Genomic DNA, 18,938 nt, shown 5'->3' on the forward strand with positions numbered 1-18,938 from the left:
GGCGAACATGGAGTTTCGTAATCTGACGCCCTTCGATGCGTTGTGCTTCAGCGCGCTGGGCATGGACGATCAAGAGTACCCGGTGCTGGTCATGAAAGTAGGCTATCGGTTGTTGCCTATAGACGGGCAACCGGGGCAATTTCGCGCCGAAGTGATGGATGAGGATCCATTGGCGCTGTGCACCGCTGATCGCTACTACGGCGAGGAAGGGTCAAGCAGCGTCTGCGAGGAAAGCGACCTGGCGCCGTTCAAACCTCGTTGTGATGTGATCGTGGTCGGCAATGCTCATGCGCCCCAAGGCCAACCGACCGCACAGTGGACTGCTGGCCTGCGCATCAGTGCGCCAGTGCCACCACTACCCCATGTGGACGTGCCGCTGCCGACGCCGCTGAGTCCTGGCGAACGATTGACCGAGTGTCAGCTAACGGCATGGCAAGCCGCCCGGCAAGAGGCTTTTAAGCAGCGGGCCAACGCGCCGACACGCCATAACTTATTGGACATGCACCTGAAATTCTCTGGCCCTCGCCAGTTTCGCCACAGCTTGTTCGGTGGCTGGCAATTGACTGAGCCGCAACCGGCCACCTTGGTGCCTTTGCGCTGGGAATATGCCTTCGGGGGCAGCAGCGTTGTGATCAACCCCGAACACGCGGTTGATGAAAACACACCGCCGTATTTGCTCAACGAGGTGTGTTACAGCAACCCATTGGGCCGGGGCTGGATCGAAAAGCGCCAGGAAGACCTCGGTTTTCAACTGGACAAGCCGCTGCGCGAACTTCCAGCACCGCAGATCGAGCCCATCAACAAGCCGGTGTCGCGCCTGGATCGGGTTAAACACCCCGAAGGCGAACTCGATGCCCATGGCATGGCACAGTTGGCGTCGAGCTACAAGAACCAACCCGCCGGATTTGGCGTGGTGGGCCGTGCCTGGGCACCGCGCCTGCCATTGGCCGGGCGCTATGACGAAACCTGGCAGCGCGAACGCTGGCCGGGCTTGCCACGGGATTTCGACTTTGCCTACTGGAACGGCGCGCCCGTGGATCAGCAGATGGATTTTCCGCCGCCTGCGTTTCGTCTTGAACTGTTCAATCTGACCAATCCCGACCTCACCCCCGACGGCACGTTGTGCGTCGAACTGCCCGGCCATCGCCCCTTTGTCCTGTTGCGCCTACGCAACGGCGCCATGCTGCCACTGCCGATGCTCACCGACACCCTACGCATCGACACCGAAGCCATGACCTTGGCGCTGACCCACCGCATCAGCCTGCCCAACCACCTGGACATCCGCGTCCTTGAAGCGCGCTTCGAGACGGATCCGAACGCACCGCTGATCAAGCGCACAGCCAAGGAGGTGCTCTGACATGGCCGATAACGTGATCGCCCGCCAGCAGGACAAATGGAAAGTCATCAGCATCGTCCCGGATGTATGCAAGACGCCGATGGGCAGTGCCATCCCGCCGGTGCCTTACCCCGTGACTGCCGAACTGAGAACTGCCACCGGCGTCGCCAAGTCGGTAAGGGCCAACGGTAAACCGCTGGTGGTGTTCGACAAGAGTTTGGTGCCGACCACAAAGGGGGATGGGGCTGGCGCAGCTAAAGGCATCAAGAGCAACACCGTCGGCGGCAAGTGCTACCCGTTGGAGAAGAGCAGCAGCGTGCGGGCCGAGGGCAAATTGTTGGTGCGTCATGACGACATGTTCTGGATGAATGGGGCGTAACGCATGGCCGAACCGATCAATCTAGCCCCGGTACGGGTACACGCGATCAGCGTACCGATGCGTCCTGATCCGACGCAGCTACACAAGTTCGACGAGATGATGCTGCAGGCCAACGGTGACGATACCGTACAGGCTGACCTCTTCGGAACAGATCCGCAGGGCAAGCCCTACCATGAATCTCGCACCTTCAACGAGCAGGAATACGAGCAATTGCGCAAGTATTTCATGACCCGTGAACTGGCGACCCTACCGCCGTTCAGTTCGTTCAAGAGCGGCAATACCATTGGGCGGGTGGTGGGTGAGACGGTGCCTGCGACAGTTCCAGCTTCGCAGGCCAATCCGCCAATAAAGGCCGAAACAGATGCAGAAAAAGGCTGGTGGGGCAGCGCGAGCCCATGGGTTCACGGCGGCTTGGACGCGTTGGGCTTCATGCCTGGACTGGGGGCTATCCCGGACCTGATCAACGTAGGGATTTATGCGGCAGAGGGTGATGCAGTCAATGCTGGCCTCTCAGCAGTCGCGGCGATACCCTTTGCGGGAGATGCAATAAAGGGAGGAGTGCTTGTCGGCAAAGGTGCCCATCATCTAGGCGCGGAGGTAGCACAACAAACGGCACACAAGGCTGCGAAAGAGGCAACAGAACGAGCGGAACGAGAGGCTTCGGAACGACTTTGGAAAAATGCAGTAGAACACCCCATGGCAGGGCAGTCTGCTACCTCCAAAGCCGAAGGCGGCGGGAAAATAAAACAACGAACAACATTTGATGTTGAATGCTTCAATCTGCCTGAAGGAGCAAACGAAGATGAATTTATCCGTCAGCTTAAAGAACAAGAAGATGCACTCAACGCAATGGACGCAGACACGCTGATTTCACGCAGAAAGGCCATAGATGATGCGGGGGGAACTGAAGCTCTTCGAGACAAAAAGGCCCAACGCAAAGCAAGGAAGAATTACGAAAGAAAACGCTTGAGTGACCTGCTCGCCCAAGACGTCGATGCTAATAAAGCGAAAAAAATCGTGTCTACAGAGCTTAAAGAACTAGCAGCAACACATATCTTAGATATCATTGCAGGCGGCAATCCCAGCGATGTCACCATGGGAGATAAAAGAACCAACTCTTCAGTTGGCGCACAATGGAAGGGACGCAGATCCCAATCGATTGAGAACCATGCAAAGGAAATGGCAAAAGCCGGTACAGGCAAAGAAAAAATGAAAGTAAAACTCAAAAGATGCTGAGGACGTAAACAGTGAGCAAATTAATAAATTTTATAATCGAAGCAAACGGAGCACCAAAAAAAATTGCCCATCTCACTCAGGAGGAGCTAAGCCAACTACCGACCACTCTACCAAATTGTCTTTTTGAGTTATATCAAAGCCACGGTCGCTTCACTCTCCAAGACGGGCGTTTACAAACCTGCCATCCAATTGACTTCAAAGGTCTTCTTTCAATAATTTTTGCCAACGACCAAGTTTTCAACAAGGACAACTGTCACGCATTCGCATACTCCGCGTTCGGGACACTTTATTTTTATCACGACCTATATGGCTGTGGAGAAATTGACTTGATAAACGGCCACTTATACAGCGCAAATCTTACATCGCCGCCCAAGACTACTTCAAACCTGGAAAACACGATTTACTTGCCTTTTGCACTAGATTGCGAATCCTTAGATTTTTTCGACATTGAAGACGCCCCACTTTTCTCACGCGCGAAAAGAAAGCTTGGACCGTTAGAGGTTGGCGAATGCTATGGGTTCTTCCCCGCATTATCAATGGCAGGATTAGCGCACATAGACAATCTTAAAAGAGTAAAAGCAATTGAACACCTTTCAATTATCTCCCAAACGCAGGAACTGCACCTTATTGACTCTACTGGTTACGGGGCATCAAACATCATTCGAAAAATTGGCAAATAACCAGACTACTTTACAACGTTGATCCTCAGAACTGACGCCGACGTACGGATTGACGTAACCGAGCTACCCTAGCCCGGCCCTTGATGACGAACCCGCTGAGCCATTCAGACATCGCGTCTATTATTGGCCAGCTTCGTTCATATAACTTCCTGAGGGGAGCGTTCGCCGGGATGCCGCTTTATCTTGACACCCGTATTGGTATGGTGCGCCGATCAATCAGCAGATCGCCTTCAGCTCGGCTTGGTGAACCTGTTCCGTCCAGCATGAGGGCAAACAACACTCCAGCCTGGAGGAAGAAGCCTTCGGCAGCGACAGCGGCACGACCTATGAATTGAAGGCCACGGCCATTCGCTGGACCTCGGATTGGAAAGCCCCACTGCGTGATAAACCCTGCATCGACGGCCCGCAGATTGCCACGGTGGTCGGCCCGCCAGGGGAAGAGATCTATTGCGATGAATGGGGCCGGGTCAAGGTGCAGTTTCCTTGGGATCGTTCGGATAAAAACAACGACCAGAGTTCGTGCTGGATTCGTGTGGCTCAAGGCTGGGCCGGTGCGACCTGGGGCGCCATGGCCGTGCCTCGGATAAATCAGGAACTGATCATCAGCTTTTTGGATGGCGATCCTGACCAGCCGATCGCCACGGGGCGGACCTATCGCCAAACCAATCTGCCGCCCTACGAGCTGCCCAAACACAAAACACGCATGACCATCAAGAGCCGCACCCACAAGGGTTCTGGCTTCAACGAGCTGCGTTTTGAGGATGAGCTGGGCCACCAGGAAGTGTTCATCCATGCCGAAAAAGACAAAAACGTCCATATCAAAAACAACAACGGCGTCTTCGTCGGCAACGACCGCAAGGAGCGGGTTGAGCACAACGAAACCGTGTCCATCGGCGACCACCGCACCGAGGACGTCGGCCAGAACGAAACCATCAGCATCGGTGCCAATCGCAGCGTGACCATCGGCGGCAACAAGGCCGAGACCATCAAGCTGGCTAAAGCAGAAACCATTGGTTTGGCCAAGGCGCTGACCATTGGCGCGGCGTACCAGACCAGCGTCGGCGCCGCCATGAACACCACCGTGGGCCTGAGCCAGAGCGAGCAGATCGGCATCCACAAATCAGTGGCGGTGGGCAAGACATTCACCATCGACGCCGGGGATGAATTCAAGGTCACGGTAGGCAAATCCACGCTGGTGATGAAGTCCGACGGCACCGTGCTGATCAATGGCCGCACCTTCGATTTCAGCGCCAGCGGCGCCGTGCAGATCAACGGCAAAGACGTCGATATCAACTGAGGGGCGAACATGGAGTTTCGTAATCTGACGCCCTTCGATGCGTTGTGCTTTAGCGCGCTGGGCATGGACGATCAAGAGTACCCGGTGCTGGTCATGAAAGTGGGTTATCGGTTGTTGCCTATAGACGGACAACCGGGGCAGTTTCGCGCCGAAGTGATGGATGAGGATCCACTGGCGCTGTGCACCGCTGATCGCTACTACGGTGAGGAAGGGTCAAGCAGCGTCTGCGAGGAAAGCGACCTGGCGCCGTTCAAACCTCGTTGTGATGTGATCGTGGTCGGCAATGCCTATGCGCCCCAAGGCCAACCGATCGCACAGTGGACTGCTGGCCTGCGCATCAGTGCGTCGGTGCCACCACTGCCCCATGTGGACGTGCCGCTGCCGACGCCGCTGAGCCCCGGCGAACGGTTGACCGAGTATCAACTGGCCGCGTGGCAAGCCGCTCGCCAAGAGGCTTTTCAACGCCGAGCCAATGCGCCGACACGTCGTTACCTATTGGACAAATATCTTAATTTCACTGGCCCTCGGCAGTTCAACCACAGCCTGTTTGGTGGCTGGCAACTGACCGAACCGCAACCGGCCACCTTGGTGCCTCTGCGCTGGGAATATGCCTTCGGGGGCAGCAGCGTAGTCATCAACCCCGAACATGCGGTTGATGAAAACACGCCACCCTACCTGCTGAACGAGGTGTGCTACAGCAACCCGCTGGGCCGGGGCTGGATCGAAAAGCGCCAGGAAGATCTGGGCTATCAACTGGACAAACCACTACGCGAATTGCCTGCGCCGCAGATCGAACTCATCGACCAACCGGTGTGGCGCCTGGAGCGGGCCAAACATCCCGAGGGCGAACTCGACGCCAACGGCATGGCGCAGGTCGCGGCCAGCTACAAAAATCAGCCCGCCGGATTTGGCGTGGTGGGCCGTGCCTGGGCTCCGCGCCTGCCCTTGGCCGGGCGCTATGACGAAACCTGGCAGCGCGAACGCTGGCCGGCCGATATTGCCAGCGGCGTTATTAGTCTCGCTCGGGGAGACTACGTGGGCGCAGGTCTTTCGCTGCTCTCGGCGATCCCGTTTGTTGGCTATGCGGGCACCGCTGGCAAGGCCGCCCGATACAGTGCGAAGATGGCCGAGGTATCGGGCAAAGCGGGTAAGGAGGTTGCAGACAACGCCGCGAAAGAAGCGGCGGAGAAGACAGCCAGGGAAACAGCCCGTAAACAGGAGCAAGGGGCAAAGATCAAACCCAAAAAACTGCCGAAGAAAAAGCCAGAGTGCTTCGACCCACGGAAGTCCAAAAAATATAAGAAGATGAGCGAGGCCGAACAGAAGGAATATCTACGCGAATACGCTCGGCAGCTCAAACGACAGGAAGACGCCATAAACAACATGTCGGCCAAGAACTTTGCCAATGCTCGAAGTAAGTTCAATGCAGCCAAAAAAGCGTCGCCTAATAATGAGGGGCGAAATCTCAAGGCTGCCGCAGCTCAGGATGCTTATCGGAGTGAGCGTGCAGCAGAAATTAAAGACAGCATTTATGAGAGCATCATCAATAAGAATCCAAAAAACGATCCGAGGGTAGCTGAATCCAATGCAGCCGTCCGAACCAAAGCAATCATGGATTCCTTAGCAGCGCTGCACGAACCAGACATGGTGGCAGGTGGTTGGCATGAACCCAAACCATCAGCGTTGGGCAGTAAAGGCATAAATAGCGCCATTGGCGGAAGCTGGAGTCAAAAAGGGCGAGCAAAACTACTGGAAGATGCTGCCAATAACGCAGTCGCTCGCGGCGATGACTCAGACATAATGAATGTGGAACTGACAGTCTGTCCTTCTGACAAGAAAGGAAAGTGAACATGAAAGACCCCCATTTCGAATACTTCATCGAGAAGTTTGGCGAAGCCACTTACAGCACGCCTGTTTCAGAAACCACCCTTGCTCAATGGGCCGACAAGCTTCCTCCCATCTTGATCACTTATTGGCGTGAAGAAGGCTGGGCAGGATATGCAAACGGTCGAGTGTGGACAGTGAATCCCGAAGAATATGAGGACATCAAGCATGTTTGGCTTGAGGAGACACCGTTTACCAGTATAGACAACTTCCACGTGATCGCACGCAGTGCGTTTGGCAACCTCTATTTATGTGGAGAGAAAACAGGAAGAAGCGTCACAATTGCCTGCTCTGATAACGAAATACTAGCGTTGAAAAATAAGTTAAAAACCAAACCTTTGCTTGAGCAAGACTCTTCAATTCAATCATTCTTTGGTTCCCGCGAGCCAGAGGACTTCGACTACCAAGACATCAACGGAAAACTACTGTTTGAACGCGCCTTAAAGAAGTACGGCCCACTTGAGCCCGACGAAATGTTCGGCTTCGAACCTGCGCTTGTCATGGGTGGAAGCGCGACACTGGATAACCTTCGTCGTATTAAGCTGGATCCACACCTTCACATGTTGCGTCAATTCGACAGTCCGACTCTTCCTTTCTCCAACGTCGATTTCGACAAACTCATGAAATAAACAAGAACGGAGAACCGGGCACGCATTGCACAGATTGGGATGCTCTGAAATAGCCGGATATCTCCGGCTATTTACGTGCAAAAATCTCGACTGATCTGATACCCGTTTTGAAAAAAATTGAGGTGAGTCAGACCTGCCGCCGCTATCAGGCCAAGCCAAACCGGGAAAATGCAATCATCGCCGACTGGCTAGTCAGGCTGACCGGTGCTTATCGCGACTGGCCCTTTTAGTTTATTTAAGCCAGATGGACACTAAGGAAACAACAATGAATATTGACAAAAATTAAGCAGAAGAAGTATTTGATGACTTCCTAATCGCAATGGACGACCAAACTGAATAGCTAGCTGATGAATCAGAAAAATACAATATTAAACTGACAAACTCACCCAGCACACCTGATTTACTCGAAAATCTATTCAACCTACTCTCGGCAGGGATGAACGAAGATGATACTGCGAGTCTGATTGTAATTTTCGGCAGGTTACCTTGGTGAGTTCGTACGACTTAATCATGGAGGGCTATGGACTCTACCTCTTGATGACAAACACAACGTCAACTTCAACACCCCAGTAATCACTGGCCACTCCCGTGTGGAAGGACTAGAGTTCGCTCCAATTCGAGTTATACGGGCGTATTCTCTTCGAAGGAACGAGGGTGCTATTCGTCGAGCTATAGAGAATCATATTAACCCTCAAATATTGGATCTGAGCCAAGAAGCCGCGGAGGAGGTTAATAATACAAGTCAAACGCCGGACAACTGAGTTTGTTATTATCAATTACCCACACGCTCAGACTAAGTCGACTTACCACAAGTTCAGCTGGAACTGGTCAGCCGCCACCCGGCTATCGACTTCTTCCGCATGCTCGACCTGGCCGCGGTGTTCACCATTTGGCGCAACAACATTCCGGTACGCTACGTCCACGGTTTGGTCAGCCTGTTCCAGCAGGGTGACACCGGCTTTCGCCGCACCCGCTACACCGCCGTGGTCGAACCCGCATTGGCGCGTTTAGGCTGCGTTCCAATTGGCGCATCTTCCAAGGCTAGACTGTGCCCGACATCCTCAGCAGCGTGTTGACTGAGCAACAGCTGACCGACATCCGCAGCGAGATCTGTTTCGACCACCAGCCGCCGCTGCTGCAGAAGGATTACAAGTACGACGTCGGCGACAAACTGACGGCCGACCTACTGACGCAGCGCCCAGGCGCCAACCGCCCGACCGCAGCGGCCAATGACTATAGCCTGGCCGGCGCAAAGGCTTCTGCATGAACCAATTGCCAACCCCGCGCTCGAAGCACTAGCACAAGGGACTTGTGGTATGCCGCTTCCCTGCTGGTAGTTTGAGGTGAGAGTCGTTCCATGAAGTTCTTATCCCAGAGTAACGGGTGTCCCGGTTGGGACGGTGAGATGGCCCGACGTATCCGGGCCTACGATTGGAGTCGCACCGATCTGGGCGCGATCGAGTACTGGTCCGCCAGCCTGCGCAGCGCTGTTCAGTTGATGCTGGCTTCGCCCTTGCCGATGGTCATGTTGTGGGGCCGCCAGGGCTTCATGATTTATAACGATGCCTATGCCGAGTTTGCCGGTGGCCGTCACCCGTACCTGTTGGGGCGCGCGGTGGAGCTGGGTTGGCCAGAGGTCGCTGATTTCAATCGCCATGTACTCGACGTGTGCCTGGCTGGCGGCACCTTGTCCTACCGCAGCAAGGAACTGGTATTGCTGCGCGACGGCAAGCCCGAAGACGTCTGGATGGACCTCTATTACAGCCCGGTGCCCGACGATGATCATTCGCCGGCTGGCGTCCTGGCGATCGTCGTGGAAACCACCGAACTGGTGCTCAGCGAGCGGGCCCGACAAGAGGCGGAACGCAGCTACCGTGCGGTCAACGAGCGTATTCAGTTGGCGCTTTCGGCCGGGCCGTTGCTGGGCTCGTTTGTCTGGGATATCCCGGCCGACACACTGTCCGGCGACGAGCGTTTCGCCCGTACGTTCGGCTATCCGCCCGAATGTTCGCTGGATGCACTGCCCATCGAGATCGCTCGCGAGCGCATCCATCCGGATGATCTTGCCGACGTGGAGCAACGCGTCGACTTGACGGTGCGCACGGGCGCGCCCTACAGCGCTGAATACCGTGTGCGCCGTGGCGAGGGCGAATACCTCTGGGTGCTGGCCAGCGGCCGCTGCGAGTTCGATGCGTTGGGCAAACCCCTGCGTTTTCCCGGTGTGCTGATCGACATCAATGAGCGCAAGACTGCCGAAGCGTCGTTGCTCAAGTTCACCCGCGATCTGGAACAACGGGTCGCCGATGAAGTACAGGCGCGGCTGGCGGCTGAAGAACAGTTGCGCCAATCGCAGAAGCTCGAGGCCATCGGCGGGCTTACGGGGGGCGTGGCCCACGACTTCAACAATCTGCTCCAGGTGATCGGTGGAAACCTGCATTTGCTGGCTCGCCACGAACCCGACAATCCCAACGTGCAACGGCGGGTCGGGGCGTCCATCGAAGCCGTGGAGCGAGGCGCCAAGCTGTCATCGCAACTATTGGCTTTTGCCCGGCGCCAGCCCTTGTCCCCGGCCGTCTACAACCCACGGCGCATCTACGATGGCCTGGGCGAATTGTTGCAACGGGCACTGGGGGAAACCATCCGGATCGAGGTGGCGTTGCCGGATGAGCCTTGGTGCATCCATGTCGACCGCAACCAATTGGAAAATGCCCTGTTGAACCTGGCGATCAACGCCCGCGATGCCATGGGCGGCGAAGGGACTATCTGCCTGATTGGCGAGAATATCGCACTGGATGAGTCATCATGCGCCGGTAAAGGTGTTGCGGCTGGCGATTACGTACGGCTATCGGTGACCGATTGTGGCGCGGGCATGGCGCCTGAAGTCCTCAAGCAGGTTTTCGAGCCGTTCTTCACCACCAAGACCGACGGCCACGGTACCGGACTCGGGTTGAGTATGGTGTTCGGGTTCGTCAAGCAGAGCGGCGGCCATATCGAGATTTCCAGCCATCCGGGAGAAGGCACCCAGGTGCACATGTACTTCCCGCGCAGCCATAGGCCCGAGTCGGAGGAGCAGACGCACCACCGCACGCATCAGTCGGGCTTGCAGGAAACCGTCCTGGTGGTCGAGGACAACGATGACGTGCGCAGTGCCTCGGTGGAATTGCTCAAGCTGTCGGGTTATCGGACCCTGACCGCAGCGAATGGCGACGAGGCCATGAAGCTGTTGCTGGAAGGCATCTCGGTCGACCTGATCTTCACCGATGTGGTCATGCCCGGGCTGATCAAGAGTTCCGACCTGGCCGCCTGGGCCAAGGTCCAGTCCCCGCCGGTGCCGGTGTTGTTCACGTCGGGGCACACCCGCGACATCATCTCGCGCAATCATCAGTTGAGCCCGGACACCCATCTGCTGAGCAAACCCTACAGCCCGGATGCGCTGACCCGGATGGTCAGGTCGGTACTGGGCGGCTGAGCATGCTGCAAAAGAATGGAACCCAGCCGCCTTGCCACCTTCGAATAACCAAGGCCGTCGATTGAACCGGCCCTGTCATGAACGAGGTGTCCAATGAGCGATCCTGCAAATACCCAGCAACAAGGCCAGACGCAGACCCAGTCTTCGCGTAACGATCCGGCCGTCGATCCCCAAGCGCCGGGCAACCCGCCCGCCGGTCCGGCTGGAACGCACCAGGCTCACAGCGCTGCCAGCGAGGTCGATCAGAAACAACATCACCAGGACAACGACAACACCTACAGCCCTGGCTTCAAGCCAGAGCCGGATCGACCTGGCCCCGGCGACAAGACCGACGCCGACATCGATACCGCCGACAGCTAGCCAACAAAAAGCCCGACTCGATAGTCGGGCTTTTTCATGCATTGCTTTGAGTTATTTACTAGGATGCGCGGCCTGGAGCTTCTTGGCCATTTCCAGGTGGTGCTGCAGGTCGGGCAGCATTTTCTGGGCAAACGCCTTGAGTTCGGTATTGCCGGGCTTCTTGTCGTCGGTGACGGTCTCGGCTTCCTTCTTGAACAGGGCGATGGTTTCTTCATGGGCCATCACCTGGTTATTGGCGAAGGCTGGATCGAAGGACTCGTCACGCACATCGAGAATCTTGGCCTTGGCCTTTTTCATCAGCGTGGTGTCATCCGGTACTTCGATGTCGTGTTTTTGCGCCAGCGCCTTCAGCTCTTCGTTGGCTTTGGTGTGGTCGGTGATCATCTTGTTGGCGAACTCCTTGATGTCCGCCGATTGGCTTTTTTGCAGCGCCAGTTTGCTGGTTTCGATTTCCGCTATGCCGTTGGCCGCCGCGTTATCGACAAAGTCGTTGGACGTCGCGGCCCATGCCATGCCCATGCTGGTACTCAGGGCAACTGCAAGGCCGAGTTGACGCAGGGTAAATCTGTCCATAGGTAAGTCTCCACACAGGTTGTACGAGTGTTCTTGTGGTCACTGTTCAATGGAGAGCGGGAAGGGGCCGAAGGTTTGATCGGAGCGCGGCGCGGCACGACGAACGGTCACCGCTGGTCGGATTGGCGGTCGACAGAAGCCGACCGGCAAGGCCATGCTGGTGACAGGCAGTGCCATGAAAAGCACTCGCCACCGAACCAACCAAAGGAGGTGCTCCATGCCGGTGTCCCATGATCTTTGCCAGGATCTTGATTGCACAAAAGACCACATCCAGCAGAAGCGTAGCGAGGATCCGACGCTCGACGAATTGCTCAAGAAGTATGCGCGAATCGACGCCGAGGTCGTGAATGCCGAGAAGCCGCCCGTCACGCTGTCCGATCCTGCTTTGGAGACACTCAAGAAAGAACGCTTGCAGACCAAGGACAAGATCGCCGAATTGATGCGGGCGTAGTCCAACCAGGTTGTACGGGCCCTTTGTTCTGCAAAGGGCCTTCTGACAGTAAGCGCTTGTGTGGCGAGGGAGCTTGCTCCCGCTGGGCCGCGAAGCGGCCCCATCCTGATCTCTCAGCCCAGCGGATCCCAACGCTGGGACCAGTCACTGCCAGCCTTGACGATCCCCCGCAGCACCTCGAACGCCTGCTGCAATGCCGCCGAATCGCGGTCCCTGGAATACACCAGGTAGGTCGGGTAGTTGAACTCCGGCGCCTTGGGCACCCGCTCCAGAATGCCGCTGTCCAGGTAGCTCTGCACGACCCGGGTGCGGAAGTAGCCGCTACCGCCGTTTTCCAGAATATATTGCAGCGCCAGTGGACCGAGATTGAAGGTCACGGCGGCCTTGGCCTTGTCCGGAAGCGCCGTGTCGTGCTGGCGCCGGAAGTCCGCGCTCCAGTCGATGTACACGTAGGGCTCGGGGCGAGCGGCCAGGCGCACCAGGATGAGTTTTTCCTCCAGCAACTGCTCCACCTGCAATCGCGGCCAGTACTCGGGCTGATAGACCACCGCCGCATCCAGCAGACCCAGCTCCAGTTGCTGCAAGAGTTTTTCACCGTCGCGGATGTCCATGCGCAGGGCATGGCCGGGGATTTTTTGGCGCAGCTCCCCCGCCCAGGCAAGCATCAGGGGATTGCACAAACTGACCTCGCCACCGAGATGCAAGACGTTGCGATAACCCTCGGGCAACGGCAGGTCCCGGCGGGCGGCCTCCCACGTCTGTACGAGCTGGTTGGCGTAGACCACGAAGGCTTCGCCATCGGCGGTCAGTCGCGCACCGGCACGGTTACGCACGAACAGCGCGCAGCCGAGCTGGCTTTCGAGCTTCTGGACCCGGGCGGTTATCGCCGTCTGGGTGACGTGCAGTTTTTGCGTCGCAGCGGCGAGGCTGCCGTGGCGGACGATTTCCAGGAAGGTACGGGCGAGGTCGATGTCCATGGTCGGGCCGAAGCGGGTGGAGCGGGCATTGTAAGAGCTGGCCCAGCTATCCGATACCATCCACATCCCTGTGGGAGCGAGCCTGCTCGCGAAAAACAAAAATCCCGCCACAAGGGCGGGATCTGGTTACAGCCAGGGCGCGACCCGATCTCAGGACGGGAACAGCTCGGACAGTTTCATCGACAGCATCATGTCGCCTTCAACGCGCAGCTTGCCGCCCATGAAGGCTTGCATGCCGTCGGTTTCGCCGCTGACGATGTCCTTGAGGGTTTGGCTATCCAGGACCAGCGTGCAGTTGGCGTCGGGGTTCGCGCCTTCCTGGATGTCGCAGGTGCCATCCTTGACGATCAGGGCGTACTGCTTGTCTTCGTCAGTGATATTGAAACCAAATACCAGGTCCAGGCCGGCAGCGGCGGCTGGGTTGAACTTGGCTTGCATGGCTTTTACGGCGTCGGCTACGGAGGTCATTGTTTCGATCCTTATTTGAGTGGTACAGCAAGGGTCTGCAAGTAATCCGGCCTCAGCGGAAGGTGATGAGGTCCGGGGTCTTCAGCAGTTGCAGATGCGCATGACTGTTGAAGGAAGCCAGGGCCACCTCGCGGCCTCTGAATTTCAGTTGGTTGAGCGAGGTGTTGACGATCTGCCAGTTCAGCTCGAAAGCTTGCCGGGCAGGTATCTGGGTGATCAGGTGAAGCAGGGCGGTGATGGTCCCGCCGGAGGTGAACACGGCGATCTTGTGGGTCTTGTCGGCCTTTTCTAGGATGCGGTGCAGGCCGGCCTGGACCCGCTCGACAAAGCCCAGCCAGCTCTCCAGCCCGGGCGGGTCATACTGGCCGCTGAGCCAGCGTTCGACGATCAAGGCAAAAATGCGCTGGAACTCTCCGCGGTTCTGCGCCGCGTTGCGCAGGATATGCAGCGCTTCGGGCTCCTGGGGCAGCATGTCCGGGAGCAGCGCGCGGATCACCGCGTCGGCATCGAATTCGTTGAACGCCGCGTCGATTTCCACCTCGGGAACCGGCAGCCCGACAGCGGACATCGCGCCCAGCGTGCCGATAGCGGTGTCCTGCTGGCGACGCAGGTCGCCCGAGAGGCAGCGATCGAACACGATGCCGAGCTCCGCCAGGTGGCCGCCGAGCACTTGGGCCTGGCGTATGCCATTGGGCGAAAGGACATCGTAGTCATCCGCACCAAAGGAGGCCTGGCCATGTCGTATCAGATAAATGCTGCCCACGTCCGCGTCATCCCGGTACGTTGAAGGTTTGGCGAGGTTATGAGGATGGCGGAGGGCTGTCAACGAAAAAACATACGCTCGTTTGAAATGACCGTTACAGGCCCGTCCGGACTCACTCGCGTTACGGTAACAGCAGGTTTCATGGCTGGCAGCGGGGCAGGCGCATGGGTATGCTGGGACCGTTACGCGCCTGCGTTCAGTGGCGCATTGCATTTAAGGAGTCGCTGTGGAGTTTTTTGTCGAATACGCCGGTTTTCTGGCCAAGACGGTGACGCTGGTGATCGCCATTCTGGTGGTCATGGCCAGTTTTGCTGCGTTGCGCAGCAAGGGACGGCGCAAGTCGGCCGGGCAGTTGCAAGTCAGCAAGCTCAACGATTTCTACAAGGGCTTGCGTGAGCGTCTGGAGCAGACGCTGCTGGACAAGGACCAGCTCAAGGCGCTGCGCAAGAGCGAAGGCAAGGCCGAGAAGGCCGGGAAGAAACAGAAAGACAAACCGGCGGCCAAGCCCCGGGTGTTCGTGCTGGACTTTGATGGCGATATCAAGGCTTCCGCCACCGAGAGCCTGCGTCACGAAATTACCGCGCTGCTGACCCTGGCGACCCCGAAGGACGAAGTGGTCCTGCGCCTGGAAAGCGGTGGCGGCATGGTCCACAGCTACGGCCTGGCCTCGTCGCAACTGGCGCGGATCCGCCAGGCCGGCGTGCCGCTGACGGTGTGCATCGACAAGGTTGCAGCCAGCGGCGGCTACATGATGGCGTGCATCGGCGAGAAGATCATCAGCGCCCCGTTCGCAATCCTCGGCTCCATCGGCGTCGTGGCCCAGTTGCCCAACGTCAATCGCCTGCTGAAGAAACACGACATTGATTTCGAAGTGCTGACCGCCGGCGAGTACAAACGCACATTGACGGTGTTTGGTGAGAATACCGAGAAGGGCCGGGAAAAATTCCAGGAAGACCTGGACATCACCCATGAATTGTTCAAGAACTTCGTGTCCAACTACCGCCCGCAGCTGGCTATCGATGAAGTGGCAACCGGCGAGGTCTGGCTCGGTGTCGCCGCGCTGGAGAAACGCCTGGTGGACGAGCTCAAGACCAGCGATGAATACCTGGCCGAACGGGCCAAGGGTGCCGAGCTCTATCACCTGCACTATGCCGAACGCAAAAGCCTGCAGGAGCGCATCGGCATGGCGGCCAGCGGTTCGGTGGACCGGGTGCTGCTGAGCTGGTGGAGCCGCCTGACGCAGCAGCGGTTCTGGTAATCCACTGAAGTCGCACCAACATTGTCCCCTGTGGGAGCGAGCCTGCTCGCGAAGACGGCGGTGCATTCGCCATGGATGCCAGCTGATCCACCGCTTTCGCGAGCAGGCTCGCTCCCACAATGGTTTCGAGTCGAGACCAATGAAAAAGCCCTGACCCGGTACACCCGGATCAGGGCTTTTTCATACTTCAACTATCAGCGGCGGCGAAACAGTGGCAACGGTTCGTCAGTGGCCGCCTGGTAGGTCACCGAAAAGTCCTTGAGGCTTTCGAGGGCTTCATAGGGGTCTTTGTCGGCACGCAGGGCGAAGGCGTCAAAACCGCAGCGGCGCATGTAGAACAACTGGTCGCGCAGCACATCGCCAATGGCGCGCAATTCGCCCTTGAAGCCATACCGTTCGCGCAACAGGCGCGCGTTGGAGTAGCTGCGCCCGTCGGTGAAGGCCGGGAAGTTCAGTGCAATGACTTGGAGCTGATTGGCGTCATCGCCGATTTCTTCCGCTTCTTCGTCGGCATCCAGCCACACGCCCAGGCCGCCATCACGGGCTTTGAGCGCATGGGCATGGTCGCGCCAAAGGGCGAGGGGCACGATCAGGTCGTCGCAGTTGGAAATGCCATCGAAGGTCGCGTCCTTGGGCAGCAAGTGCCAGGTTTCGTCGATGACCTCGTTGTTCTTAATGATTCGCTGCATAGACGCGTTCCTTGAAGAGGTCGATGCCGATACGTTGATAAGTGTCGATGAAACGCTCGTCTTCGGTACGTTGTTCGATGTACACGTCGATCAGCTTCTCGATCACATCCGGCATGTCGTCCTGTGCAAACGACGGGCCGAGGATCTTGCCCAGGCTGGCGTCGCGGCTGCCGCTGCCGCCGAGGGAAACCTGGTAGAACTCCTCGCCTTTCTTGTCCACGCCGAGGATGCCGATGTGACCGACGTGGTGGTGACCGCAGGCATTCATGCAGCCGGAAATGTTCAGGTCCAGCTCGCCGATGTCGAACAGGTAGTCGAGGTCGTCGAAGCGGCGCTGGATCGATTCGGCGATCGGAATCGATTTGGCATTCGCCAGCGAGCAGAAATCCCCGCCCGGGCAGCAGATCATGTCGGTCAGCAGGCCGATGTTCGGCGTGGCGAAGCCTTGCTCGCGCAGCTCGCCCCAAAGGGTGAACAACTGGCTCTGTTCAACGTCCGCCAGGATGATGTTCTGCTCGTGGGACGTGCGCAACTGGCCAAAGCTGTAGCGGTCGGCCAGGTCGGCCACGGCGTCCATCTGCTTGTCGGTGATATCGCCCGGTGCGACACCGGTCGGCTTCAGCGACAGGGTCACCGCGACGTAGCCCGGTTTCTTGTGCTTGAGGGTGTTGCGTGTCCGCCAGCGCGCGAAGCCCGGGTGTTCCTTGTCGAGGGCGGCCAGTTCGGCGTCCTGGTTGTCCAGCGCCTTGTAGGCCGGGTCGACGAAATGCTTGGCCACGCGATGGACTTCGGCTTCGGTCAGGGTGGTCTGGCCGCCACGCAGGTGGACCATTTCGGCCTCGACCTTTTCGGCGAACACTTCAGGCGTCAGGGCCTTGACCAGGATCTTGATCCGCGCCTTGTATTTGTTGTCGCGACGCCCGTAGCGGTTGTACACCCGCAGGATGGCGTCGAGGTAGCTCAGCAGGTCCTGCCATGGCAGGAACTCGTTGATGAACGCGCCGACCACCGGCGTACGGCCCAGGCCGCCGCCCACCAGCACGCGGAAGCCCAGCTCGCCGGCGGCGTTGTAGACCGCTTCGAGGCCGATGTCATGGACTTCGATGGCCGCGCGGTCCGAGGTCGAGCCATTGATGGCGATCTTGAACTTGCGCGGCAGGTAGGCGAATTCCGGGTGGAACGTGGTCCATTGGCGAACGATCTCGCACCATGGGCGCGGGTCGATCAGTTCGTCGGCCGCGACGCCGGCAAACTGGTCGGTGGTCACGTTGCGCAGGCAGTTGCCGCTGGTCTGGATCGCGTGCATCTGCACGGTGGCCAGTTCCGCCAGGATCTCGGGCACGTCTTCCAGGGCAGGCCAGTTGTACTGGACGTTCTGCCGGGTACTGATATGGGCATAGCCCTTGTCATAGTCGCGGGCAATCTGGGCCAGCTTGCGCACCTGGCGCGAGGTCAGTTGGCCATAAGGCACCGCCACGCGCAGCATCGGGGCGAAGCGCTGGATATACAGGCCATTCTGCAAGCGCAGAGGGCGGAATTCTTCTTCGCTCAGCTCGCCTGCCAGATAGCGTCGGGTCTGATCACGGAACTGCTTGACGCGGTCCTCGATGATCCGCTGATCGTACTCGTCATATACGTACATATAAGTCTCGTTCTCAGGCTTGGGCCGATCAGAAACAGCTGCAGGTTGGCTCGCTGAAATCGGGTTCTGCCTCGGCAATTCTGCGCGCACGGCCGCGCACTCCTAGAGGAGCCGGTGCAAGATACCTGTTTTGAGTTATGCGCAAAAGTGATGTTTGAGTATATGTAAAGAACCAAATCGACTAATGCCTTCGATTATTGGCTAACCCACATTTGTCGTACGGGCAATCATCGTCTTAACTGTGGTCGAGTCCCTATGCAATCACCTACAAAACCGACAAGAGGCGATGCAATGAGTAATCCGACCAAAGCAAGGAAAAGCGACAGTACCGTTGATGCCTGGGCCATTCTGTTCCTGATTATCCTGGTGGTGGGCACGGCGGTGTTCTGGGTCAGTCATCAATAACCTCCCAATCCACGCATAACCCATTGTGGGAGCGAGCCTGCTCGCGAAAGCGATGTGTCAGTCGACATGATCATCGACTGGACTATCGTTTTCGCGAGCGGGCTCGCTCCCACAAGGGTATGTGTGTGATGTTGAAGGGCGTTACAACCCCGCCAGATGCACCACCAGCTTGACGATGCCGAACAGGGTCAAGGCGAAGATCACCGTGAACGCGATTCCCAGTATCACGAAGTGACTCGGCTTGCCGTGGGTGAAATCCCGGGCGCGGTTCTTGCCGCTCTGCACGCCGAAAGCGGCGGCCAGCACGCTGTGCATCATCTGCAACAGGGTCGGCGGCTTGTTGTCGACTGGATCGTCCATAAATCCCTCGTCTGCCATGGGTTTGGGACAAGCATAGACAACCCCGGGGAAAAGATCGCAGCGCAGCCTCGGCTGCGATCTT

At 57.8% G+C, this 18,938-nt stretch carries 20 protein-coding genes; 13 read left to right on the forward strand and 7 right to left on the reverse strand.

Annotated features, from left to right (window positions below):
- Window positions 1–7 precede the first annotated feature (7 nt).
- The 11 genes from J3P94_RS11245 (at window position 8) to J3P94_RS11295 (ending at window position 11,270) form a co-directional block, all read left to right on the forward strand.
- Window positions 8–1,357, forward strand: a complete 1,350-nt coding sequence (locus tag J3P94_RS11245) for a DUF2169 family type VI secretion system accessory protein (RefSeq protein WP_434573383.1) — start codon at window positions 8–10, stop codon at window positions 1,355–1,357.
- A gap of 1 nt (window position 1,358) precedes the next feature.
- Window positions 1,359–1,715 carry a DUF4150 domain-containing protein gene (locus J3P94_RS11250; protein ID WP_434573384.1) on the forward strand — a complete coding sequence of 119 codons (357 nt, stop codon included), beginning with the start codon at window positions 1,359–1,361 and terminating at the stop codon, window positions 1,713–1,715.
- Window positions 1,716–1,718: 3 nt separating this feature from the next.
- Complete coding sequence (locus tag J3P94_RS11255; protein ID WP_434573385.1) at window positions 1,719–2,951, forward strand: polymorphic toxin type 15 domain-containing protein; 1,233 nt, start codon at window positions 1,719–1,721, stop codon at window positions 2,949–2,951.
- An 11-nt stretch (window positions 2,952–2,962) separates the two neighbouring features.
- Window positions 2,963–3,631 carry a GAD-like domain-containing protein gene (locus J3P94_RS11260; protein WP_434573386.1) on the forward strand — a complete coding sequence of 223 codons (669 nt, stop codon included), beginning with the start codon at window positions 2,963–2,965 and terminating at the stop codon, window positions 3,629–3,631.
- Between the two features lie 286 nt (window positions 3,632–3,917).
- Window positions 3,918–4,928, forward strand: a complete 1,011-nt coding sequence (locus J3P94_RS11265; protein WP_434574151.1) for a type VI secretion system Vgr family protein — start codon at window positions 3,918–3,920, stop codon at window positions 4,926–4,928.
- A 9-nt stretch (window positions 4,929–4,937) separates the two neighbouring features.
- Window positions 4,938–6,776, forward strand: coding sequence for a DUF2169 domain-containing protein (locus J3P94_RS11270; RefSeq protein ID WP_434573387.1), 1,839 nt, complete (start codon window positions 4,938–4,940; stop codon window positions 6,774–6,776).
- Window positions 6,777–6,778: 2 nt separating this feature from the next.
- On the forward strand, window positions 6,779–7,441 hold the full coding sequence (locus tag J3P94_RS11275) for a GAD-like domain-containing protein (RefSeq protein WP_434573388.1): 663 nt from the start codon (window positions 6,779–6,781) through the stop codon (window positions 7,439–7,441).
- 860 nt (window positions 7,442–8,301) lie between these two features.
- Window positions 8,302–8,517 carry a contractile injection system protein, VgrG/Pvc8 family gene (locus J3P94_RS11280; RefSeq protein ID WP_434573390.1) on the forward strand — a complete coding sequence of 72 codons (216 nt, stop codon included), beginning with the start codon at window positions 8,302–8,304 and terminating at the stop codon, window positions 8,515–8,517.
- Window positions 8,490–8,708 carry a hypothetical protein gene (locus J3P94_RS11285; RefSeq protein ID WP_434573392.1) on the forward strand — a complete coding sequence of 73 codons (219 nt, stop codon included), beginning with the start codon at window positions 8,490–8,492 and terminating at the stop codon, window positions 8,706–8,708. Before J3P94_RS11280 ends, J3P94_RS11285 begins: the two co-directional genes overlap by 28 nt.
- A gap of 90 nt (window positions 8,709–8,798) precedes the next feature.
- Complete coding sequence (locus tag J3P94_RS11290; protein ID WP_434573393.1) at window positions 8,799–10,910, forward strand: ATP-binding protein; 2,112 nt, start codon at window positions 8,799–8,801, stop codon at window positions 10,908–10,910.
- A 93-nt stretch (window positions 10,911–11,003) separates the two neighbouring features.
- Complete coding sequence (locus J3P94_RS11295; RefSeq protein WP_434573395.1) at window positions 11,004–11,270, forward strand: hypothetical protein; 267 nt, start codon at window positions 11,004–11,006, stop codon at window positions 11,268–11,270.
- A 51-nt stretch (window positions 11,271–11,321) separates the two neighbouring features.
- Here J3P94_RS11295 and J3P94_RS11300 read toward each other — a convergent pair whose 3' ends face one another.
- Entirely contained in the window at window positions 11,322–11,843 is a 522-nt protein-coding gene (locus tag J3P94_RS11300; protein ID WP_434573397.1) for a DUF4142 domain-containing protein, read from the reverse strand.
- Window positions 11,844–12,060: 217 nt separating this feature from the next.
- On the opposite strand from J3P94_RS11300, the gene J3P94_RS11305 reads away from it, so the two are divergent.
- Entirely contained in the window at window positions 12,061–12,294 is a 234-nt protein-coding gene (locus J3P94_RS11305; protein WP_434573399.1) for a YdcH family protein, read from the forward strand.
- Window positions 12,295–12,407: 113 nt separating this feature from the next.
- Here J3P94_RS11305 and J3P94_RS11310 read toward each other — a convergent pair whose 3' ends face one another.
- The 3 genes from J3P94_RS11310 to J3P94_RS11320 form a co-directional block, all read right to left on the reverse strand.
- Entirely contained in the window at window positions 12,408–13,271 is an 864-nt protein-coding gene (locus tag J3P94_RS11310) for a LysR family transcriptional regulator (protein ID WP_434574153.1), read from the reverse strand.
- A 150-nt stretch (window positions 13,272–13,421) separates the two neighbouring features.
- Window positions 13,422–13,739, reverse strand: coding sequence for an SCP2 sterol-binding domain-containing protein (locus J3P94_RS11315; protein WP_434573401.1), 318 nt, complete (start codon window positions 13,737–13,739; stop codon window positions 13,422–13,424).
- Window positions 13,740–13,791: 52 nt separating this feature from the next.
- The gene (locus J3P94_RS11320) at window positions 13,792–14,502 is read right to left on the reverse strand and encodes a histidine phosphatase family protein (RefSeq protein ID WP_434573402.1); all 711 of its coding nucleotides are present in this window, start codon (window positions 14,500–14,502) and stop codon (window positions 13,792–13,794) included.
- 226 nt (window positions 14,503–14,728) lie between these two features.
- Here J3P94_RS11320 and sohB point away from each other — a divergent pair, with 226 nt between their 5' ends.
- Window positions 14,729–15,760, forward strand: coding sequence for a protease SohB (sohB, locus tag J3P94_RS11325; protein WP_305500284.1), 1,032 nt, complete (start codon window positions 14,729–14,731; stop codon window positions 15,758–15,760).
- 194 nt (window positions 15,761–15,954) lie between these two features.
- Here the strand turns inward: sohB and J3P94_RS11330 are convergent, their stop codons facing one another.
- The 3 genes from J3P94_RS11330 to J3P94_RS11340 form a co-directional block, all read right to left on the reverse strand.
- Window positions 15,955–16,449 carry a DUF934 domain-containing protein gene (locus J3P94_RS11330; protein ID WP_305500286.1) on the reverse strand — a complete coding sequence of 165 codons (495 nt, stop codon included), beginning with the start codon at window positions 16,447–16,449 and terminating at the stop codon, window positions 15,955–15,957.
- Window positions 16,433–18,091, reverse strand: coding sequence for a nitrite/sulfite reductase (locus J3P94_RS11335; RefSeq protein WP_434573404.1), 1,659 nt, complete (start codon window positions 18,089–18,091; stop codon window positions 16,433–16,435). The genes J3P94_RS11330 and J3P94_RS11335 overlap by 17 nt, the downstream gene beginning before the upstream one ends.
- Before the next feature lie 546 nt (window positions 18,092–18,637).
- On the reverse strand, window positions 18,638–18,856 hold the full coding sequence (locus J3P94_RS11340) for a DUF2970 domain-containing protein (RefSeq protein WP_024781254.1): 219 nt from the start codon (window positions 18,854–18,856) through the stop codon (window positions 18,638–18,640).
- Window positions 18,857–18,938: the final 82 nt, after the last annotated feature.

Source organism: Pseudomonas sp. Z3-8 (assembly GCF_051131975.1).
Classification (GTDB): domain Bacteria; phylum Pseudomonadota; class Gammaproteobacteria; order Pseudomonadales; family Pseudomonadaceae; genus Aquipseudomonas.